18 protein-coding genes are annotated in these 18,603 nt (G+C 70.9%); 10 read left to right on the top strand and 8 right to left on the bottom strand.

What is annotated here, in order from left to right; genetic code table 11:
* Nucleotides 1-18 precede the first annotated feature (18 nt).
* Nucleotides 19-1,344: a tRNA uridine-5-carboxymethylaminomethyl(34) synthesis GTPase MnmE gene (gene mnmE / locus Q8W67_RS21640; RefSeq protein ID WP_305549830.1), complete on the bottom strand. Its 1,326-nt coding sequence runs from the start codon at nucleotides 1,342-1,344 to the stop codon at nucleotides 19-21.
* 502 nt (nucleotides 1,345-1,846) lie between these two features.
* Between mnmE and Q8W67_RS21635 the strand changes: the two genes are divergently transcribed.
* The 4 genes from Q8W67_RS21635 to Q8W67_RS21620 all read left to right on the top strand — a co-directional run bounded on the left by Q8W67_RS21635 (nucleotide 1,847) and on the right by Q8W67_RS21620 (nucleotide 4,861).
* Nucleotides 1,847-2,335: a YbaK/EbsC family protein gene (locus Q8W67_RS21635; protein ID WP_305549829.1), complete on the top strand. Its 489-nt coding sequence runs from the start codon at nucleotides 1,847-1,849 to the stop codon at nucleotides 2,333-2,335.
* 57 nt (nucleotides 2,336-2,392) lie between these two features.
* A complete protein-coding gene (locus Q8W67_RS21630; protein ID WP_370693927.1) occupies nucleotides 2,393-2,767 on the top strand; it encodes a hypothetical protein in 375 nt (124 codons plus the stop codon).
* 87 nt (nucleotides 2,768-2,854) lie between these two features.
* Nucleotides 2,855-3,703 (top strand): pantoate--beta-alanine ligase, encoded by an 849-nt coding sequence (panC, locus tag Q8W67_RS21625; protein ID WP_305549827.1) that lies wholly within the window; start codon nucleotides 2,855-2,857, stop codon nucleotides 3,701-3,703.
* A gap of 240 nt (nucleotides 3,704-3,943) precedes the next feature.
* The gene (locus Q8W67_RS21620) at nucleotides 3,944-4,861 is read left to right on the top strand and encodes an alpha/beta hydrolase (RefSeq protein ID WP_305549826.1); all 918 of its coding nucleotides are present in this window, start codon (nucleotides 3,944-3,946) and stop codon (nucleotides 4,859-4,861) included.
* A gap of 141 nt (nucleotides 4,862-5,002) precedes the next feature.
* Here the strand turns inward: Q8W67_RS21620 and Q8W67_RS21615 are convergent, their stop codons facing one another.
* Nucleotides 5,003-6,448 (bottom strand): EAL domain-containing protein, encoded by a 1,446-nt coding sequence (locus Q8W67_RS21615; RefSeq protein ID WP_305549824.1) that lies wholly within the window; start codon nucleotides 6,446-6,448, stop codon nucleotides 5,003-5,005.
* A gap of 301 nt (nucleotides 6,449-6,749) precedes the next feature.
* Here Q8W67_RS21615 and Q8W67_RS21610 point away from each other — a divergent pair, with 301 nt between their 5' ends.
* Both Q8W67_RS21610 and Q8W67_RS21605 read left to right on the top strand, forming a co-directional pair.
* The gene (locus Q8W67_RS21610) at nucleotides 6,750-7,613 is read left to right on the top strand and encodes a MipA/OmpV family protein (protein ID WP_305549823.1); all 864 of its coding nucleotides are present in this window, start codon (nucleotides 6,750-6,752) and stop codon (nucleotides 7,611-7,613) included.
* Nucleotides 7,614-7,686: 73 nt separating this feature from the next.
* Nucleotides 7,687-7,914, top strand: coding sequence for a heavy-metal-associated domain-containing protein (locus tag Q8W67_RS21605; protein WP_305549822.1), 228 nt, complete (start codon nucleotides 7,687-7,689; stop codon nucleotides 7,912-7,914).
* Here the strand turns inward: Q8W67_RS21605 and Q8W67_RS21600 are convergent.
* Nucleotides 7,901-8,050 carry a hypothetical protein gene (locus Q8W67_RS21600; protein ID WP_305549821.1) on the bottom strand — a complete coding sequence of 50 codons (150 nt, stop codon included), beginning with the start codon at nucleotides 8,048-8,050 and terminating at the stop codon, nucleotides 7,901-7,903. The two genes, Q8W67_RS21605 and Q8W67_RS21600, sit on opposite strands and share 14 nt — an antisense overlap.
* A 414-nt stretch (nucleotides 8,051-8,464) precedes the next feature.
* Between Q8W67_RS21600 and mnmG the strand changes: the two genes are divergently transcribed.
* From mnmG to Q8W67_RS21580, 4 genes are all read left to right on the top strand, one after another.
* A complete protein-coding gene (gene mnmG / locus Q8W67_RS21595; RefSeq protein ID WP_305549820.1) occupies nucleotides 8,465-10,372 on the top strand; it encodes a tRNA uridine-5-carboxymethylaminomethyl(34) synthesis enzyme MnmG in 1,908 nt (635 codons plus the stop codon).
* Nucleotides 10,369-11,004 (top strand): 16S rRNA (guanine(527)-N(7))-methyltransferase RsmG, encoded by a 636-nt coding sequence (rsmG, locus tag Q8W67_RS21590; RefSeq protein ID WP_305549819.1) that lies wholly within the window; start codon nucleotides 10,369-10,371, stop codon nucleotides 11,002-11,004. The genes mnmG and rsmG overlap by 4 nt, the downstream gene beginning before the upstream one ends.
* On the top strand, nucleotides 11,001-11,882 hold the full coding sequence (locus Q8W67_RS21585) for a ParA family protein (RefSeq protein ID WP_305549818.1): 882 nt from the start codon (nucleotides 11,001-11,003) through the stop codon (nucleotides 11,880-11,882). The genes rsmG and Q8W67_RS21585 overlap by 4 nt, the downstream gene beginning before the upstream one ends.
* Nucleotides 11,883-11,943: 61 nt before the next feature.
* Complete coding sequence (locus Q8W67_RS21580) at nucleotides 11,944-12,840, top strand: ParB/RepB/Spo0J family partition protein (RefSeq protein ID WP_305549855.1); 897 nt, start codon at nucleotides 11,944-11,946, stop codon at nucleotides 12,838-12,840.
* A 508-nt stretch (nucleotides 12,841-13,348) separates the two neighbouring features.
* On the opposite strand, the gene holA is transcribed toward Q8W67_RS21580, so the two are convergent.
* The 5 genes from holA to Q8W67_RS21555 all read right to left on the bottom strand — a co-directional run bounded on the left by holA (nucleotide 13,349) and on the right by Q8W67_RS21555 (nucleotide 18,519).
* On the bottom strand, nucleotides 13,349-14,392 hold the full coding sequence (gene holA / locus Q8W67_RS21575) for a DNA polymerase III subunit delta (protein WP_305549817.1): 1,044 nt from the start codon (nucleotides 14,390-14,392) through the stop codon (nucleotides 13,349-13,351).
* 7 nt (nucleotides 14,393-14,399) lie between these two features.
* Complete coding sequence (gene lptE, locus Q8W67_RS21570; protein WP_305549816.1) at nucleotides 14,400-14,945, bottom strand: LPS assembly lipoprotein LptE; 546 nt, start codon at nucleotides 14,943-14,945, stop codon at nucleotides 14,400-14,402.
* A gap of 121 nt (nucleotides 14,946-15,066) precedes the next feature.
* The gene (locus tag Q8W67_RS21565) at nucleotides 15,067-15,213 is read right to left on the bottom strand and encodes a hypothetical protein (RefSeq protein ID WP_370693926.1); all 147 of its coding nucleotides are present in this window, start codon (nucleotides 15,211-15,213) and stop codon (nucleotides 15,067-15,069) included.
* Nucleotides 15,214-15,274: 61 nt separating this feature from the next.
* Nucleotides 15,275-17,518 carry a TonB-dependent siderophore receptor gene (locus tag Q8W67_RS21560; protein WP_305549815.1) on the bottom strand — a complete coding sequence of 748 codons (2,244 nt, stop codon included), beginning with the start codon at nucleotides 17,516-17,518 and terminating at the stop codon, nucleotides 15,275-15,277.
* Nucleotides 17,519-17,649: 131 nt separating this feature from the next.
* Complete coding sequence (locus Q8W67_RS21555) at nucleotides 17,650-18,519, bottom strand: phosphatase PAP2 family protein (protein WP_305549814.1); 870 nt, start codon at nucleotides 18,517-18,519, stop codon at nucleotides 17,650-17,652.
* Between the last annotated feature and the right edge of the window lie 84 nt (nucleotides 18,520-18,603).

Here is an 18,603-nt window from a genome sequence, read left to right as displayed (position 1 = left end):
TATTGCCGGCTATTCAAATTACTTTCCGATGCAAAATCCCGAAAACAGACGGTCGAGGACATCTTCGATGCCGACATGACCCCCGACCTCGCCCAGGGCCCGGACGGCGAGCCGCAGGTCTTCCGCGACGAGTTCCGGCATTCCGCCCACCCCCGCGAGCAGGCGGTCGAGGTGGGCGACGCAAGCCTCCAGGGCTGCCCGGTGGCGAGCCCGGGTGACCAGCGCATCGCCTGCGCCGAATCCGGCCTCCGCCTCGCCCTGGATCGCGTCGAGGAGCGCCTCCAGGCCGGCCCCCGTCCGGGCCGAGACGGCGAGGGCATGGGGCGGGACGGATCGTGATGCGTCGGCCAATAGATCGGCCTTTGTAAGCACCCGGAGGGTTCGGATCCCCGGGCTGCCGAGATCGGGCGCGTCTCCACCCGGGGGGATCAGGGTGAGCACGAGGTCCGCCGCGCCGATGCGGGCCCGGCTGCGCAGGATACCCTCGGCCTCCACCGGTTCGGCGGTGTCACGCAGTCCCGCAGTGTCGACCAGAAGGACCGGCAGGCCTCCGAGGTCGAGGCGGACCTCGATGGCGTCCCGCGTGGTGCCGGGCACCTCCGAGACGATGGCCACGTCCCGCCGACTCAGCGCGTTCAGCAAGGTCGACTTGCCGGCGTTCGGGGCGCCCGCCAGCACCACCGTAAAGCCTTCGCGCAGGCGCTCGCCCCGGCGGCCGTCATGGAGGGCGGCGGCGATCTCCTGGCGCAGGGACGCGGCGCGGCCGAACAGGGCGGCGTCGAGGCCGGCATCGTCCACATCGCCCTCGTCGGCAAAGTCGAGGGCGGCCTCGGCGGCGGCCAGACAGTCAATGGCTTCCAGGCGCCACGCCGCGACCTGCCGGCTGAGCGCCCCGTCGAGCTGGCGCAGGGCCTGCCGGCGCTGCCCCTCCGTTTCGGCGTCGATCAGGTCAGCCACCGCTTCGGCCTCGGCAAGGTCCATGCGGCCGTTGAGCACCGCCTGGCGGGTGAACGCACCGGGACCGGCAGCTCGGCATCCCGGAAGCCGGGCCAGGGCCGCCAGCACGCCCATCCGCACCGCCGTCCCGCCATGCAGGTGCAACTCCGCCATGTCCTCGCCGCTGTAGGTGTCCGGGCCGGGAAACCACGCGACCAGGGCCCGGTCGAGCAATGTGCCGTCTGCGGGATCCCGCAGGGTCCGAAGGGACAGGCGGCGGGGTGGCGGCAGGGCGCCGCTCAGGGCGACGAGCGCGTCGGCGGCGGCCGGGCCGCTCACGCGGATCACCGCAACGGCCGCGCGACCGAAGCCGCTGGCGGGGGCGAAGAGGGTAGCGGTCTCGGTCATGCTGCCGTGGCTCGTCATGTGCGCCCGGAGGTCGGTCGCCAGGGGGCTCCTGGATGTTTCACGTGAAACCAGAGTCCGGGCCGCCTGGCCATCCCGGCGACCCTCTCACCTGCCCCGACCGCAGTGAGCCGGCCTGAACACCGCGATCACCGGTGACCCGCGCGACACCACGACGCCGAGGCGAAGCGCGCGACTTTTGTCCGGATCCCGCTCGGTCCGATCCTGCCGGCCTTCGCGCCCGGCCGGCTGGAGGCTTGGTGGCCGCGTCCCGGACCGGTCTCAGGCGGCTGCGCGCGGGCCTACCGCCGGACTGGCCCGTGGGCAACGAGATCGCCGTGGCGACAACGGCACGGTCAACGATGTGGCGACCCTGCGGCCGCCGGGCTGTACGCCCGCCGTCGCGGCGGTGTACGTCGCCGGCGCCCCAGGGCCCGCGGAGGCCTACGCCGGGATCAGCCGGCTTGTCCCCGCGCGGGCGGGGGGCGCCCGAGAGCAGACGGATATGGCCAAGACGCCCGCGAAGACGACCCGTGCCACCCAGACCCTCGAAAGGGCGGGCGCCCGCTACAGCCTGCACGCCTACGACTATGATCCGGAAGCCCCGCGCATCGGCCTCCAGGCCGCGGAGGCGCTGGGCGTCGATCCCGGGCGGGTGCTGAAGACCCTGATGGCGGCGGTGGACGGGCGGACGATCTGTCTGCTGGTGGCCTCCGACAAGGAAGTCGCGATGAAGCGGGTGGCGGCGGCTTTCTCGGGCAAGGCGGCTGCGATGCTCAAGCCCGCCGATGCCGAGCGACTCACCGGCTACCATGTCGGCGGCATCAGCCCGCTCGGGCAGAAGCGGCCGTTCCCCACGGCGATCGATGCCGGATCCCTGACCGAGCCGTCGGCCGAGATCCACGTCAATGGCGGCGGGAGGGGCCTGCAGATCCGCCTCGCGGAGGGCGATCTCGTTGCCTTGCTGAGCGCGCTGGTGGTGCCGCTGACGTGAACGGTTGGTCGCCGGGGTAATCGCCCGTTTACCCTGTTCCCGCACGGTGGCGGCGGTATGTGGGGTGGGCGCGGCATGCGGGTGATGGGGCGCGGGATCATGGCGGCGCTCGGGCTCGCCCTGCTGGCCGGCGGCGCGGCGGCGGCGGACTTGGACGTCGTACGCGGCGGCTACGACCCCGTCCCGAGCGGCAGCCCGCGCTTCTTCCCGCGCAGCGACGGGCTCGACCGCCGTCCGGTCTATGCCGTCCGGTCCCGCCGGGTGCCGGTGGGCTGCACGCCACGCCGAGCGCCCGTGCCCACCGACGCGCCGGACGATCCGAGCTATGTCGGCTCCGCGTACGGGCTGTCGCATCCGAGCTATTACGGCTTCACGCCGCCTTTGGGCGTCGACGACCCGTTCGGCCGCTCCCTCCTGCCCTATTGTCCCTGACCGGGCCTGCCGGTCGCGGCGCGAACAGGCTGTTTCCCTGCGACGGCCTCATGGTCTAGATCAGCGCCCCGCCGCGGAGCCTGACCCGTGCCCGATTCGATCCCACAGCGTTTCAGCGACCTTGCTGCCCTGCGCCGGAGCGTGGCGGCCTGGCGGCAGGCGGGCGAGCGCGTCGTGCTGGTGCCGACCATGGGGGCGCTCCATGCGGGGCACCTCGCCCTGGTGGCCGAAGCCCGGCGGATCGGCCGCCGGACGGTGGCGAGCATCTTCGTCAACCCGACCCAGTTCGGCCCGAACGAGGATTTCTCGCGCTATCCCCGCGACCTGGAGACCGACCTCGGGCTGCTGGGGCGGGCCGGCGCCGACGCTGCCTGGACGCCGGCGGTAGGGACCATGTACCCGCCAGGCTTCGCCACCCGGATCGAGGTGGCGGGGCTGACCGAGGGGCTGTGCGGCCCGTTCCGGCCCGGCCATTTCTCGGGGGTCGCCACCGTGGTGACCAAGCTCCTGAATCAGGTCCGGCCGGATGTCGCCCTGTTCGGCGAGAAGGATTTCCAGCAGCTCCGGGTGATCCAGCAGGCTGTGTCCGACCTCGATCTCGATGTCGAGATCCGCGGCGTGCCGACGGTGCGCGAGCCCGACGGCCTCGCCCTGTCCTCGCGCAACCGCTACCTCTCGGCCACGGAGCGCGCGGTCGCCCCGAACCTCCATGGCGTGCTCACCGAGATCGCCGCCGCCGCCCGCGGCGGGGCCGCGGTGGCGGGGCCGATCAACGCGGGACAGGCCGCCCTGGAGGCGGCAGGCTTCCAGGTGCAGTACCTCGCGGTCTGCGATGCCCGCACCCTGGCCCCCGTCGAGCGGGTGGCGGGTCCGGCGCGAGTCCTCGTGGCCGCCTTCCTGGGCCGGACCCGGCTGATCGACAATCTCGCCGTGTAGACGTTCGGCGCGGCCCGGCGTTCGGGGTGCAACAAAGCCCCCGGCAGCCGCGCGCAGCTCGGGGACACGCGGCCTTTTCAGAGACGCCGCGCACTTGATCTCGGCAGGACCGCCGAGCAGGCTTGTGTCCGCGTCGGGGCGGGGAATGCATTCGTTCGCCACCGACCGCAAAGATTGCACGCTCGCCAGTCGTTCTATTTTATGGATTGTATTGCCGGCTTGATGCGAGCCCGAAATCTGATGACGCTGCCACCTCCGGCTGAAGTGAGCGACATCGAGCGGATCCGCGCACGACTGGTGGCGAGCCCGAGACCGGCCGATCTCGCGGCGCGGCGCGAACGCGTGGACGCCCTGGGTGCAGGCTACGCGGTGCCGAGCGACATCGCGGTCGAGCCGGTCGATGCGGGCGGCGTGCCTGCGGAATGGACCGCGACACCGGCGGCGGATCGGGATCGCGTGATCCTGTTCCTGCATGGCGGCGGCTACGTCTCCGGTTCCCTGGCGAGCCATCGCCACGCCGTGGCGCAGGCGGGCCGCGAGGCTGGGACGCGCACCCTCGCCCTCGCCTACCGGCTCGCCCCCGAGCACCCGTTTCCGGCCGCGCTCGACGATGCGCTGGCCGGCTATCGGTTCCTCCTCGAGGCCGGGTACGCCCCCGGTCACATCGCCCTGGCGGGCGAGAGCGCGGGCGGCGGCCTCGCCCTGGCCGCCGCACTGTCTCTGCGCGCGATGGGCCTCCCGCTGCCCCGCTGCCTCTGGCTCAGTTCCCCCTGGACCGACCTTGCGCTGACGGGGGCGAGCCTGGACACCAAGGCCGCCATCGATCCGCTGATCAGCCGGGCCTATCTGACCGAGCTCGCCGCTGCCTACCTCAACGGGGCCGATCCGGACGGCCCTCTGGTCTCGCCGATCCGCGCCGATCTGGCCGGCCTGCCGCCGATGCTGATCCAGGTCGGTTCCGCCGAGACGCTCCTCGACGACGCCCTGCGGCTCGCCAATGTCGCCGGTGCGGCCGATGTCGCGGTGGACCTGCAGGTCTGGCCGCACATGATCCACGCCTGGCACCTGTTCTACCCGGAGGTCGCGGACGGGCGCCGGTCCCTGGCAAGCGCAGGGCGCTTCATCCGGGCGCGCCTGAACGGCTCGGAGGTTGCATGACGGGCGGCCGCCCCTGGGGCGGGGCGGCCGCCCGCTGGTGATAGGTTGCTGGCCGGTGCGAGGCTGATCGGGCTCCAGCCGCCGCAGGACTCGCGATGACGGCGCGGGACGATCGGCCGAGCGCGTCAATCGGAAGCCGTATCAGACGGCCCGGCGCAGGACCGACCGGAATGGGCGCCGCTCGGGCTCCGGCTCCACCGGCGGCGGCGAGGGCTCGTGCGGCGGCGGTGCGGCGAGGACCTCGGCACGCACGGGCCGCGGCGCCGCGAAGGCCGCCCCCTGCGCGAACGGCACGTCGAGGTCGATCAGGTCCGGCACGTCCGCCTCGTCGACGACGTCCGTGGCGACGAGGCGGATGCCGGCCCGGGCCAGGGCCGGGACGAGGTCCTCGATGGCGATGTCCGACAGGTGCCCCCGGTCCGGACCCGGCCGCAGCAGCATCTGCGCCGGCACCTTGACTTGGCCAACCCCGAGCCCCGCGAGCACGGCGGCGTCGAAGCGCAGGTCGTCCGGGCGGTCGAGGCTGAAGCCGATCCGGCCGCGCAGCGGCGCGAGCAGGCCGCGCTGCCCGGCATCGAGACCGTGCCAGCTCGCCTGCGGCAAGGCGATCGCCAGCCCTGCCAGGGCGGGGTCGTCCGCGGTCGCGCGCGCCAGCTCGCGCAGGAGGCCGGGCTCGAACAGCGACAGCGGCGACAGGCCGTAGGTCAGCATGGTCTCGCTGCCCCGGCGGGCGAGGTGACGCACCACGACGACTGCCCGCTGCAGCATGCGCCGGTCGAGCTCGGTGGTGCGGCCGTAGCGCTCCAGCACCGGCAGGAACGCCTCGGGCTCGGTGAGCCGGCCCTCGACCCGCAGCCGCGCCAGCGCCTCGTAGGCCGTGACCTTGCGCTGGGGCAGGGTGACGACCGGCTGCAGGTGGATCTCCAGCCCATCGCCCTCGAAGGCCCGGATGATCTCGGCCTCGCTCCCGGGCTGCTGGTCGGCTTGGCGCGAGGCAGGGCGCGGCGGGATCGGCCGCTGCGGCGGCATGGGCGGAGAGTGTGGTTGCGCGGGCGCGTCGAGCCTGAGGGCCGGGACGGGGCGCGCCTCGGCCGCGGGCGGCATCGCGCGCGGTCGGGTCTGGGGCGGGGCGGGATCGAGCGCGGGGGCGGGCGGGACTGGGGTGGGCTCCGGAGGCAGGGCCGGCCGGGGCTCTGGCCGGGCCTTGAGAGCCGCGATCTCCGCGTCCTGGGTGCCGACCACCGTGGTCAGGTCGCGCACGATGCCGCTGAGGAGCCCGAGTTCGACGCTCAACTCCTCGATCTCGACCCGGAGCGCGGCCTCGCCCGTCTCCGGACGCGGCTGCACCGCCGCGGTCTCGGCCTTCAGCAGGCGCCGGGACAAGAGGTCGACCTCGCCCGACAGCTTATCGCAGCGCGCCTTCAGGGTGGCGGTACGGACCTGGAGGAGGCCGGCCGCGGCGACCGCAACCGCGCCGAGTGCAAGAGCACCCAATGACGGCGCTAACACCGCGAGCGGCCCGAGCACGACGAGCCCGAGAAGCCCGGTCGCCAACAGCCCCGCGTACCGGCCGAGGACCGGGACCATCGTCAGAACACCTGCCAGGGTCACGCACCGGCCGCCGGGAGACGTCCCGGGTGGGGATTCGGCGGGCGAAGACCGTCGGGGCGATCATTGTCGCTGCGCGGGCCGCGCGGCAAGGCGACGACGGGCGGGAGCGCGCGAATTCCACCCTGTGTGACGCCGGAGCCCGCTGGAACGTTGCGGAATCGTCACGGCCGCACCGTTTCCGATGTGTTCGGAGAAGGGTTGCGCGGTGCGCCCATGCAGACCGGATGAAAAGGCGCCATAAAGCGTGGCCATGTCTACAGTGCCGAAGCGCGTCCCGATGCTCCGTGTCCTCCTCCGTGCCTGCGCGGGTCTCGGCGCCCTCTGTCTCGCCCTCGATGGGGGCGCCACGGAAACGCAGGCAGCCGATCTCGGCGCGATCCTCCCGCGCGACACGCCTGTCTTCACCCAGGTCGATCCCAACACCTGGATCGTGACCGTCAGCGGCTCGCTGCAGGCGGTGCCCCGCTACCCCGGCGCGTCGGATTACTCGGCAGTCGGTTATCCCTCGATCGACATCCGCCGGGCGGGCGAGCCGCGCCGTTTCTCGACGCCGGATGACGGCTTCAGCCTGTCGTTCTACGACGATCCGGCATTCCGGATCGGCCCGACCGCCCGCATCGTGCCGGGCCGCTACTACGGCGACGACCGGCGCCACCTGTTCGGGTTCCGGGATGCGCGCATCGCGTTCGAACCGGGTGTATTCGCCGAGTTCTACCCGGTCTCGTTCATCCGGACCCGGGTAGAAGCCCGGCAGGGCGTGTACGGGCATCACGGCACGGTCGGCTCGGTGGCGGCCGATTACCTGATCCCGACGGGGCAGTTCCTGTTCTCGATCGGGCCGCGCTTCAACATCGGCGACGCCAGCTACGCCCGGAAGTATTTCGGCGTGTCCCCGGCCGAGGCGGCGCTCAACGGCCGGGTGACCCCCTACGATCCGCGGAGCTTCTACTCGGCGGGCCTGCTCGGGGCCGCGACCTATACCCAGAGCGAGACCTGGGCCTATACGGCCTATGCGGGCTACACCCGGATCCTGGGCGCGTCCGGCGACAGCCCCCTGGTGCGGCGGCCGTTCGGCAATCCGAACCAGTTCCAGTTCGGCCTGAAGATCGACTACGCGTTCAGCATGCCGGCGCAGTTCTGAGCCGCGCTCCGGCGGCGCTTGCGCGGGGCGCGCTGCGCCGCGACAGGCCGGGGCACGGTTCATGGAGGCTGGGATGGACGGGACGCGCACCGACCTGCGGATGCGGGTTGAGGGGATGACCTGCGACGGCTGTGCCGCCGCGGTGACCCGTGCGGTGAACCGGATCGACCCGACGGCCGAAATCCAGGTCGACCGCGCCGCCGGGCGGGTCGCGATCCGCACCGATGCTCAGGCCGTGGTCATCGCCGAGGCCTTGGCCAAGGCCGGCTACGCGGCGACGGCTCTGCCTACGAGCGGCTGAGGAACATCCCGGTCAGGAGCAGGGCGAAGGCTGCGAGCCCGAACAGGCCTTCCTTGCGCTTGGTTGTGTCGAGAAAGTGGGCGGCTGCGCCGGCCGCGCAGCACACGGCACCCAGTCCGATCGTCAGCGACGACATCTCAGGTCCTCCTTATCGCGCGTCGCCCCCGCGGAGATCCGCGACGCAGCGAAACAGTCCCATGCTCGGGGCCTGCCGGACGCCGTTGTCCGTTCAGGATTCGTTCAAGTCTTGAAATTCGCATGGCCCGTATCGACTGGCAAGTGTCAATCGTAATCTTGGGCTGGCCCCCTGGCCGGCCATGCTGCCCAAGTACATCAGCCGGAGGACGCTGCTCGAATGCCCGTCCCAACTTGAATAAAGCATTCACCGTGCCGGGCCGGAGCCGGGGACCCCTTGACCGCAGCGCCGGACGCGTTGACCGTGCCGGTCGCGCACGCTTAGAGCACCTCACAGGACTCCCGCTGCGCCGTCGCGCTCAGAGTGAGAACTCCCGGAGATCGGGAGTTTTGTGAGAGGCTCTTCATCACGCCCATGCTCATCCCCTCCTCCGCCCGGTTCGACGTCGCGGTCGTCGGCGGCGGCCATGCCGGCGTCGAGGCGGCTGCCGCTGCGGCGCGCTGCGGCGCGCGCACCGCCCTCGTCACCCACGATCCCGCCACCATCGGGGCCCTATCGTGCAATCCCGCCATCGGCGGGCTCGGCAAAGGCCATCTCGTTCGGGAGGTCGATGCCCTGGACGGCCTGATGGGCCGGGTCGCGGACGCGGCCGGCATCCAGTTCCGGCTGCTCAACCGCCGGAAAGGGCCCGCTGTGCGCGGCCCCCGGACCCAGGCGGACCGGAAGCTCTACGCGGCCGCCATGCAGGCGGCCGTCGCCGAGACGGACGGCCTCTCGGTGATCGCGGGCGCCTGCGAGGATCTCATCCTCGACCCGCAGGGCCGGCTGTCCGGCCTCGTGCTGGCGGACGGGCGGGTGATCGGCTGCGGCGCGGTGGTACTGACGACCGGCACCTTCCTGCGCGGCTTGATCCATATCGGCGAGCGACAGATCCCGGCCGGCCGTGTCGGCGAGGCCCCGGCGATCGGGCTGGCCCAGACGCTGGATCGGCTCGGCCTGCGGCTGGGGCGGCTCAAGACCGGCACGCCCCCGCGCCTCGACGGCCGGACCATCGACTGGACCGGGCTGGAGATGCAGGACGCGGATGCCGAGCCGGTGCCGTTTTCGACGCTCACCGAGCGGATCACCATACCCCAGATCCGCTGCGGCATCACCCGGACGACCCAGGCCGTCCACGACCTGATCCGCGCCAATCTGCACCGCTCGCCGATGTATTCCGGCGGCATCGCCAGCCGCGGGCCGCGCTACTGCCCATCGATCGAGGACAAAGTCGTGCGCTTCGGCGACCGGGAGGGCCACCAGATCTTCCTGGAACCGGAGGGGCTGGACGACCCGACGATCTACCCGAACGGCATCTCCACGGCGCTGCCGGAGGAGGTCCAGCGGGACATCGTTCGGCTGATCCCGGGCTTGGAGCGGGCCGCGATCCTGCGGCCGGGCTATGCCATCGAGTACGATTACGTCGACCCCCGGGGGCTCGATGCGGGCCTGCAGGTCAAGCGTCTGCCGGGCCTGTTCCTGGCCGGCCAGATCAATGGCACCACCGGCTACGAGGAGGCGGCCGGCCAGGGGCTGGTGGCTGGGATCAACGCCGCCCGGCACGCGGGCGGCCTCGGCATCGCCACCTTCGATAGGGCCGAATCCTATCTCGGCGTGATGATCGACGACCTCGTGACACACGGGGTCAGCGAGCCGTACCGCATGTTCACCTCGCGCTCGGAATACCGCCTGTCGCTGCGGGTGGACAATGCCGATGCCCGCCTGACGCCGCGCGGCGTCGCCCTCGGGTGCGTCGGCAGCCACCGGGCCGCGCATTTCGACGCTTCGCAGGCCGAACTCGACGGCGCGCGCGCCCGGCTCGACGGCCTCGCCCTGACGCCGAGCCAGGCGGCCGTGCACGGGATCAGCCTGAACCGCGACGGGATCCGCCGCACCGCGTTCCAGCTGCTCGCCTATCCCGAGATCACCTGGGCACGATTGGCCACGGTCTGGCCAGACCTCGCTTCCGCGACCCCGCGGATCGCCGACCGGCTCAAGACCGACGCGACCTACGCGGTCTATCTCGACCGTCAGAATGCCGACATCGCCGCCTTCCGCCGCGATGAAGCAGTATGTCTGCCGCCCAGCCTGGACTATGCCGGAATCAGCGGCCTCTCGAACGAGATGCGCACGAAGCTGGAGACCGTCCGGCCCGGCACGCTGGGACAGGCGGCCCGGATCGAGGGCGTGACGCCGGCCGCCCTCACCCTCCTGGCCGCTCACGCAAGGCGGGGAGAGCGGACCCTGCCGGGCGGTTCCCCGGCTGGCCGTCTCGCGCCATGAGCGACCCGGACCGCGCCCGCGTCGTCGCGGCCTCCCGTGTTTCACGTGAAACAGCCGAGCGGCTCGACCTCTACGTCGCGCAGCTCCGGCGCTGGCAGCCGATCAAGAACCTCGTCGGCCCGGCCACCCTGGCCGAGGTCTGGAGCCGCCATATCGAGGACGCACTCCAGCTCCTGGACTTGGCCCCGGGGGCCCGCACTTGGCTCGATCTCGGCTCGGGCGCCGGCATCCCCGGCCTGATCCTCGCCATCGCCGGCCATGAGCGTGGCATCCGGGTCGATCTGGTCGAGAGCAACGCCCGAAAATGCGCCTTCCTCACCGAGACCGCGCGACTCACCGGCGCCCAGGCGCGGGTGCGCAACGCGCGCATCGAGGCGGTGATCGGCGACTATGCCGGCGTCGAAATCGTCTGCGCCCGCGCCCTCGCGCCGATGGCGCAGCTCCTCGCCTGGACGGAGCCGCTGTTGAAAACGGGTACCACCGGACTGTTTCCGAAGGGCCGGGACGTGCAAGCCGAATTGACCCAGGCCTCCGCGCAGTGGACAGTCGTTAACGACCTCGTGCCGAGCCGGACTGATTCCGAAGCCCGGATCGTGCGCGTCACTGCCCTCACCGCCCCGAGCCACCGATGAGCGAAGCGATCCTCGGCGATTCCGCCGACCGGTCCACGGATCGTTCCAGCGATCCTGTCCGGGATTCCGCCAAGAGCCGCCCCTTGCGGATCCTGGCGCTGGCCAACCAGAAGGGCGGCGTTGGCAAGACCACCACGGCGATCAATCTCGGCACCGCTCTCGCGGCGATCGGCGAAGACGTGCTGGTGATCGATCTCGATCCTCAGGGCAACGCCTCCACGGGCCTCGGCATCGACCGGGCGCAGCGCAGGGTCTCAACCTACGAGGTGATGACCGGCGAGGCCTCCCTGGCCCAGGCCGTGATTCCCACCGCGGTGCCGCGGCTGTCGATTGCGCCCTCCACCATGGACCTCCTCGGCCTGGAGCTGGAACTGGCCACCCTGCCCGACCGCGCCCACCGGCTGCGCGCCGTCCTGAGGGGCCTCGGCCAAGCCCAGAACCTGAGCCGGATCAGCTACGTGCTGATCGATTGCCCGCCTTCGCTCAACCTGCTGACCATCAATGCGCTCGCCGCCGCGGACGCGGTGCTGGTGCCGCTGCAATGCGAGTTCTTCGCCCTGGAGGGCTTGAGCCAGTTGCTGCGGACCGTCGAGCAGGTGCGCGGTGCCCTGAACCCGAAGCTGACGATCCAGGGCATCGTGCTGACGATGTACGACCCGCGCAACAACCTCTCAGCCCAGGTGGTGGCGGATGTGCGCGGCTTCATGGGCGACAAGGTCTACGAGACCGTGATCCCCCGCAACGTCCGCATTTCCGAGGCGCCGTCCCACGGCAAGCCGGCTTTGCTGTACGACCTGAAATGCGCCGGCAGCCAAGCGTATCTGCGCCTCGCCTCCGAGGTGATCCAGCGCGAGGGCCGGGTACCGGCGGCGGCCTGATTCTTGTGATCCCTCGTCCAGTCAGAGGGATCGAGTGCGGAGCGTAACACGGGTGGCAATGATGGCGGAGGAGGGGGCACGACCCCGGCTGGGGCGCGGACTCGCGGCGCTGATCGGAGATTTCGGCGACACGGGACAGGCACCGGCCAAGACCGAGGGACAGCGCAAGGTCCCGGTGGAGTTCCTGCGCCCCAACCCGCGCAACCCCCGCCGCAGCTTCGGCGAGGCGGAACTCGCCGAACTCGCTACCTCGATCACCCAGCGCGGTATCATCCAGCCGATCGTGGTGCGCCCGATCGGCGAGGTGCCCGGCGCCTTCGAGATCGTGGCGGGCGAGCGGCGCTGGCGGGCGGCCCAGCGGGCCGGGCTCGATGAGGTGCCGGTGGTGATCGTCGAGATCGACGATCGCGCCTCCCTGGAATTCGCGATCCTGGAGAACGTCCAGCGGGCCGATCTCAATCCGATCGAGGAGGCGTCCGGCTACGAGCGGCTGATGCAGGATTTCGCCTATACCCAGAAGGAGTTGGCCGAGATCCTCGGCAAGAGCCGCAGCCACCTCGCCAACACCCTGCGCCTGCTCAACCTGCCGCCCTCCGTGCAGGACCGGGTCAGCGCCGGGGAACTGACCGCCGGCCATGCCCGCGCGCTCCTGTCGGTGCGCGATCCCGAGGCGTTGGCGCGCCGTGTCGTGGCCGAGGGCCTGTCGGTCCGCGAGGTCGAGGCCGTCGCAGCCGCCGAAGCCGAGACCGCCGACACGCCCCGGCCCGGCCGCCCGCGCCTCTCCGCCGAGCGACCTGCCCCGGTCCGCGACCTGGAATTGCGGATCCGGCGCGCCCTCGGCGTCGGTGTCACCTACAAGCCCAAGGACGAGGATTCGGGCGAGATCCGCATCCGCTATGAGACCCAGGACGAACTCCAGGGGCTTCTCGCCCGCTTCCGGGTGTCGGAGGAGAGCTGAGAGGCTGCCGGATGTCCGGCCGTCGCCGGCCGTGGCGGTTGTCCTTCTCGAGCACAGAAGGTCTGTGTCGCGACCCAGTGTGGTCGCGATGCGCCCCCTCCCCGAACCCCGTCGGGGGCCCCTCCCCTGCGGATGGGACGGTGAGTGCGTGCCATCTCCGGCGTGGGCCTGCCTTCCAGCCGGGAACGACCTGAAACCCAAAGCGGGATACAGCTTCCAGTTGAAGGATTAGCGGCGCCCGTCATCGTCTTCGGGCGCGTAGCAGAGCCATTCAGGGCTTCACGCGGTTGCGGCAGGGGGCGTGTCCCTGGGTCGCTTGGCTGCGCGCGATGACGGCGCGGGACGATCGGCCGAGCGCGTCGACCGGCGAGCGTAGGAATCGGGTAGCCCGAGCGCACTGGCGATCCCCCGCGCGCATGCCCCGGATCCCGCAGCCCGACGATGTGCTCAGGTGTTCCTGCGCATCGCCGTCTTCTGGAATCGAGAGGCCCCCTTCCGGGCCGGCATCCTAGCGCCGCCGGCGTGCACCCGCCTCGGCGACCCGCAGCAGCGCCGCGGAAGCCAGCGCATGGGCCAGTTCCGGGTCGGCGCGCCGACAGGCCAGGATCGCCTCCTGCAAGGCCGCCACGGCCTGCCGCAAGGTGCCGGGCGGCCAGGAGCCGAGCTGCCCCTCGATGCTGGCCTTGCGCTTGAAATGCAGGCCCCGCCACGTGGCCGCCATCAGGGACGGTGTCTTGTCAGGGTTGTCGAGGCGGGTCGTCAGCAGCGTCAGCGCGTGCCGCAAGGCCGATCCGAGGACGACCCCGGGGTCCAGCCCCTCGTGCCGGAACCGCCGGTAGTCGCGCTCGACCGCCTCCCGGCGCCCGTCGAAGGCCGCGTCGATCAGGGTGTTGAGGACGCTCGCGGCCACGTCGCTGGTCACCGCCTCGACATGGTCCAGGGTCACGATGCCCTGTTCCGGCCCCTCCCCCGCCGCGTAGAGGGCGAGCTTCTCGATCTCCATCAGGCTCGCGCGCCGGTCGCCGCCGAGGCTGCGGGTCAGAACCTCCCGGGCCGCCCGGTCGATGCGCAGACCGCGTTCCTGCAGGGTCCGCTCGATCAGGTCCGAAAGCGTGCGCGCGTCGTCCGCGTAGCAGGGGATCGCCAGGGCCCGGGGTGAGCGCTCGCACAGGGTGCGCAGCGGGTTGTTCTTGGCGAGATCCCCGGCCTCCACGACGATGCGGGCGTCCGCGACCTCCGCGCCCAGCACGGCCTCGACGGCGGGCGCGTAGTTGCGGCTGCCCGGCCGCACCCAGATCGACCGGCGCCCGCCGAACAGGCCCAGGGTCCCGGCCTCGTCGCAGAGCCGGCCCGGGTCGGAGGCGAGCGCGTCGCCGTCGATCCGCACCAGGGCGAAGGGGTCGGTCGGGTCGGTGACGAAGTCCTCGGCGAGCTTGCGGGCGCGCTCGGTCACCAAGCCGGTATCCGGCCCGTAGACGAGGATCACCGGGACGCGCGGATCGGGCCCGCGCCGGATCAGCCCCTCGATCTCGCCGGCCTTGACCGTCGTCAAATCGGGCTCACGGCTTGGTCGAGAGCACGGCCGCGAGGCGGGTCTTGATCTGGTCGGAGAGGACGCTGGCCAGACGGATCTCAGCGTCCCGGGCCGCCCGCTGGCTGGCGAAGCGCTGGACCGACCGGTCATAGGTCGCCGTCGAGGTGGCCACGCCCTCCGTGTAGACCTTCGTGCCGGCCATGTCCTCGAGGCTGTACTTGATGTTGGCGACCAGCGTGCCGGCCTCGGCGCGGCCGGTGGTGGAGGAGACGATCGGGGTCTGCACGATCTCGGAGCCCGAGAGCTTCAGCCGGTAGCGCTTGCTCGCCGGGTGACCCGACCCGTCGAGGTCGAAGACCAGCTCGCTGCGCAGGTAGTGCCCCAGCCGCTCCTGGCCTTGCGCCATCGCGACGTCGTCGACCTGTACCGAGGCGAGCAGCGCCTGCACGGTCTCGCCCGAGGCGGTCGGCCCGTAGAGCGGCCGGAAGCAGGCCGACAGGTTCAGCGCCAGGCCGGCCACGCAGGCGAGGCGGCCGATCCGCCGTGCAACCGAGACTCCCGAACCCACCATCACGCCGCTGTTCCGCCCCGCTTCGTCGGATTTCACTCTAGCGCGGACCCGGAGGGCCGCGCCATGAGGCTATGCGGCAACCGTTACGATTCCTCTGCGGCGAGAGCGTGGTCGTGCTGTTTCAGACTGTCGCCCGAAAGCTCGAGACCGTGAGGATCGACAGTACGGTCGAGACCAGCACCACCCTTGCGGTCGGGTCGGCCTCCCGGCGGTCGAACGCCGCCAGCATGAGCGGGCCGGTCCCGGTGGGGAGGGCCGCCGCCGGCACCGCGACATGCAGCAGAGCAGCAGCAGGTCGAACAGCATGCCGGCCCACGCCAGCGGGACGCCTACCAGCGGTAGATCAGGCTGCCGATGACCGTGGCCGGGGCGCCGCGGTAGCACAGACCGGCCTGGCAATTCGTATAGTCGCGGTCAAAGATGTTGAACGCATTGATCTGGGCACGGAAGCCTTTGTATTTCGGATCGAGTGCCGCGAAATCGTAGGCCACGAGTGCGTCGAACAGGGTCACGGTCGGGTTGCGGACAGTGTTCTCGTCATCGGCGAAGCTGTTGGCATTGACTCTGATGCCGCCTCCGATCGTCAGGCCCCGCAGCGGTGAGGAGGGCGGAAACAGGTAGCTCAGGAAGGACGTGAAGGTGTCGCCCGGGATGCCCGAGAGACTGTTCCCGTCAATCGCAGCGCCCGTATAAACCGAGGTCTGCCTGACGAATCGGAAGTCGAGATGGGTGTAGGCGACCGTCAGGTTGGTGCCCGGGGCGAAGTTCGCCGTTGCCTCCATTTCGAAGCCGCGCGAATTGACCGCGCCGGTTGGCACCGTATTGGCGAAGTTCGTGGGATCCTGACGCAGGATGCTGGACTGGTTGATGTCGAAACCCGCAATGGCGGCGCTGATATTGGTGCCGGGGATCAGGTACTTCACGCCGGCTTCCAGCTGGTCACCGGTGGCGGCTTTGTACGGACGACCCGTGACGACGTTGACGCCGACCTGAGGGGTAAAGGTCGTGGCGTAGCTCGCGTAGGGCACGAGACCGGGCGCCAACGCGTAATTCAGGCCGGCCCGGTAGGTGAATCGGCCGTCGTTCTGGCTCTGCACTCCGGATGCGACGCCCCGGGTGACGCTGCTCGTGTCCGAGGCGACCCAATCCTGTCGTCCGGTCAGCGTGAGCACGAGCCGGCCCCATTTCGCCTGTTCCTGAACGTAGAGACCGACCTGATCCTGCGCCTGACGCGACGACCGGTCGATGGCCGGCCGGACGATCGGCTGGCGGCCGTAATTCAGGGTCGTGAGGTCGAGGTCAGGGGCCGCACCGAACCCGGCGAGGCTCGAAAAATCGTAATGGTAGTAGTCGAGGCCCGTGAGCAGCGTGTGGGCGACCGGCCCGGTGCGGACATGACCCTCGAGCTGTGTATCCACCGCGAAGGCGTCGAGCGACTGCTTGAACAGGCCGGTGGAGCGCTGCGCGCTCATGCCCGTGACCGAATCGACCTGGACGTAGGGGAAGTCGGCGTTGACGCCGGTGTAGCGGAAGTTCTGCCGCAGGATCAGGTCCGGCGAGAACACGTGCTCGAACGCGTAGCCGATGCGGTACTGGTCCGTCCGGTAGTTGTTGAGCGCACCGTCGCCGGAGTAAATCCGCGAGACGCGGAAGCCCGGGAAGGTGAAGAAGCTCGAATTGCCCGGCAGATTCGATTGCTGGAACTCGGTGAGCAGCGTGAAGGTCGTGTCCGCCGAAGGCTTCCAGGTGAAGGCGGGCGCGATATTGATCCGGTCGTCCCTGACGCCGGGGCCGGGCAGGAAGGTGTCCGATTGGCGGACGATTCCGGTGAGCCGGTAGGCCATGGTATTGTCCGACCCTTCGATCGGACCGCCGAGGTCGAAGTTGCCCTGGAACCGCTCGAAGCTTCCAGCCTGGAGCTGGACCTCGCCGAAGCGCGTGAAGACGGGGCGCTTGCTGGTCACGTCGACGATGCCGCCCGGCGAGCCCAGGCCGTAGAGGCCGGAGGCGGGCCCGCGCAGGACCGTCACCGCCTCGGCCCCATAGGGCTCGATGCGGGGAACCGCGAAGCCCACTCCCGTCTGCCGCAGGCCGTCGCGGAAGACGCCGTTGTAGGTCACGTCAAATCCACGGATGTAGAAGGCGTCGAATCGCGGGTCGAAGCCGAACACGTTGCTGGACACGCCGGGCGTGTAGGCCAGGGCCTCGTTGAGGCTCTGGACGTTGCGGTCGTTGAGCTGCTCGCGCGTGACCACCGAGACCGATTGCGGGGTCTCGATCAGCGGCGTGTTGGTCTTGGTGGCGGTTGGGCTCACCCGGGCGGTGTAGCCGGTGACCCCCGAGGGGCCGCCGCCGCCGCCGCTGGTGGTCGCGCTGTCGCCGTCACCGCTGCTGACGTTGGCGCCCCCGAAGCCGGCACCGGCCGGGACGGCGCGTCCCGGGGCGGCAGCCTCCACGGAGATCTCGTTGAGCTGCACGTTCGCACCCTGCGCGGCGGCAGCGTGCGGCAACATGGGGGTGGCAAGTGCCGTGGATGCGAGGAGCAGCCCGAGGCGAGCGGTCGGCTTGGACATGAGAGACCCTGACAGGCGCCCTCGTTCCGGCGCTCGAGTCTCAGGATTCTCCGGTCACGGGATCTTGATCAAGCCGAAAACGTGTTTTAAATCACACACTTAGAAGGGTTCAAATCTGGAACCGCTCGAGCCTAGAAATCCAGCGGCGGCTCCCGCAGGGCCTCGGTCTCGTGGGTGCACGTGGCCTGATCGGGCAGTGCGCCCCCGCCGGCCAGCGCTCCCCGAAGCTCGGTCCGGGCCTTCTCCAGATCGCCCCGGAAACCCGGATCGCCCATCAGGGCGGCGAAGACCGAGGTGCCGGTGAGGCGCCCGGCCGCCACATCGCTGAGCCAATGCACCCCGCAGATCACCCGGCTCTCGCCATAGGCCCGGCCGCGGGACAGGATCGGGGTGGCCTTCTCGGGCACCAGCGACGCCAGGATCAGCGCGTAGGCCCAGCCCTGGGTCGCGTGGCCGGATGGATAGCTGAAGCTGTCGGCGAGCGCCTGGGTGCGCTGGACGCAGATCGGCGCCTCGTTGCCCACGAAGGGGCGCAGGCGACGGTAATGGATCTTGGGGCTCCGGGTCGCCCGGGCGAGGTCGAGGCGGGCGCGCTCCAAGAGGTTGATCACCGCCGGTACCCGGGCCTGATCGATCCGGGTCCCGAGCACGCAGGCGAAATTGTCGAGGACCGCAGCCGCGCCTTCCGACACGTCGTTGGCGGCGAGATCCCAGCGGGCGCTGCCCTTGAGGCTGCGGGTGCCGTTGAAGGCGGCCCGGTCGGCCATCTCGAGGGGCGCGTTGTGGGCTGGCGGCGGCGGCAGGATCTGGACGGCGTCGGGGAGCGCCGTCTCCGCAAGATAGGGCTTCACCGCCGGCTTGCCCGGCTTGAGCGTGTCGGCCCCCAGGGAGGGCGCCGCCGGCGCGCTCGGCGGGGCAGGGCGGGGCATGTCCTCGGCGCGCGCCGGGATCGCCGCGACGATCAGGAGGGCGAGGGCCGGCAGGGACGGGGTGCGGAGCATCGGATCCGTAACGGTGTCGGGCGAAGGGGGCGGGCCGCTCCCGCTGCCGGAGGAACGCGTCAGCCGGCCCGAAAAATCCTGCAC

It is taken from the genome of Methylobacterium sp. NEAU K, assembly GCF_030700285.1.
In the GTDB taxonomy this organism is placed as follows: domain Bacteria; phylum Pseudomonadota; class Alphaproteobacteria; order Rhizobiales; family Beijerinckiaceae; genus Methylobacterium.
This window is presented reverse-complemented; position numbering and strand designations above follow the sequence as displayed.

Coding starts and splice junctions, on each gene's coding strand:
- rsmG (WP_305549819.1), top strand. CDS start 10,369: ATGAGCGACCCGGACCGCGCCCGCGTCGTCGCGGCCTCCCGTGTTTCA.
- Q8W67_RS21620 (WP_305549826.1), top strand. CDS start 3,944: ATGACGCTGCCACCTCCGGCTGAAGTGAGCGACATCGAGCGGATCCGC.
- mnmE (WP_305549830.1), bottom strand. CDS start 1,344: ATGACCGAGACCGCTACCCTCTTCGCCCCCGCCAGCGGCTTCGGTCGC.
- Q8W67_RS21560 (WP_305549815.1), bottom strand. CDS start 17,518: ATGTCCAAGCCGACCGCTCGCCTCGGGCTGCTCCTCGCATCCACGGCA.
- mnmG (WP_305549820.1), top strand. CDS start 8,465: ATGCTCATCCCCTCCTCCGCCCGGTTCGACGTCGCGGTCGTCGGCGGC.
- Q8W67_RS21605 (WP_305549822.1), top strand. CDS start 7,687: ATGGACGGGACGCGCACCGACCTGCGGATGCGGGTTGAGGGGATGACC.
- Q8W67_RS21600 (WP_305549821.1), bottom strand. CDS start 8,050: ATGTCGTCGCTGACGATCGGACTGGGTGCCGTGTGCTGCGCGGCCGGC.
- Q8W67_RS21555 (WP_305549814.1), bottom strand. CDS start 18,519: ATGCTCCGCACCCCGTCCCTGCCGGCCCTCGCCCTCCTGATCGTCGCG.
- Q8W67_RS21635 (WP_305549829.1), top strand. CDS start 1,847: ATGGCCAAGACGCCCGCGAAGACGACCCGTGCCACCCAGACCCTCGAA.
- Q8W67_RS21615 (WP_305549824.1), bottom strand. CDS start 6,448: ATGGTCCCGGTCCTCGGCCGGTACGCGGGGCTGTTGGCGACCGGGCTT.
- Q8W67_RS21610 (WP_305549823.1), top strand. CDS start 6,750: ATGCTCCGTGTCCTCCTCCGTGCCTGCGCGGGTCTCGGCGCCCTCTGT.
- Q8W67_RS21630 (WP_370693927.1), top strand. CDS start 2,393: ATGTGGGGTGGGCGCGGCATGCGGGTGATGGGGCGCGGGATCATGGCG.
- Q8W67_RS21580 (WP_305549855.1), top strand. CDS start 11,944: ATGGCGGAGGAGGGGGCACGACCCCGGCTGGGGCGCGGACTCGCGGCG.
- Q8W67_RS21585 (WP_305549818.1), top strand. CDS start 11,001: ATGAGCGAAGCGATCCTCGGCGATTCCGCCGACCGGTCCACGGATCGT.
- lptE (WP_305549816.1), bottom strand. CDS start 14,945: ATGGTGGGTTCGGGAGTCTCGGTTGCACGGCGGATCGGCCGCCTCGCC.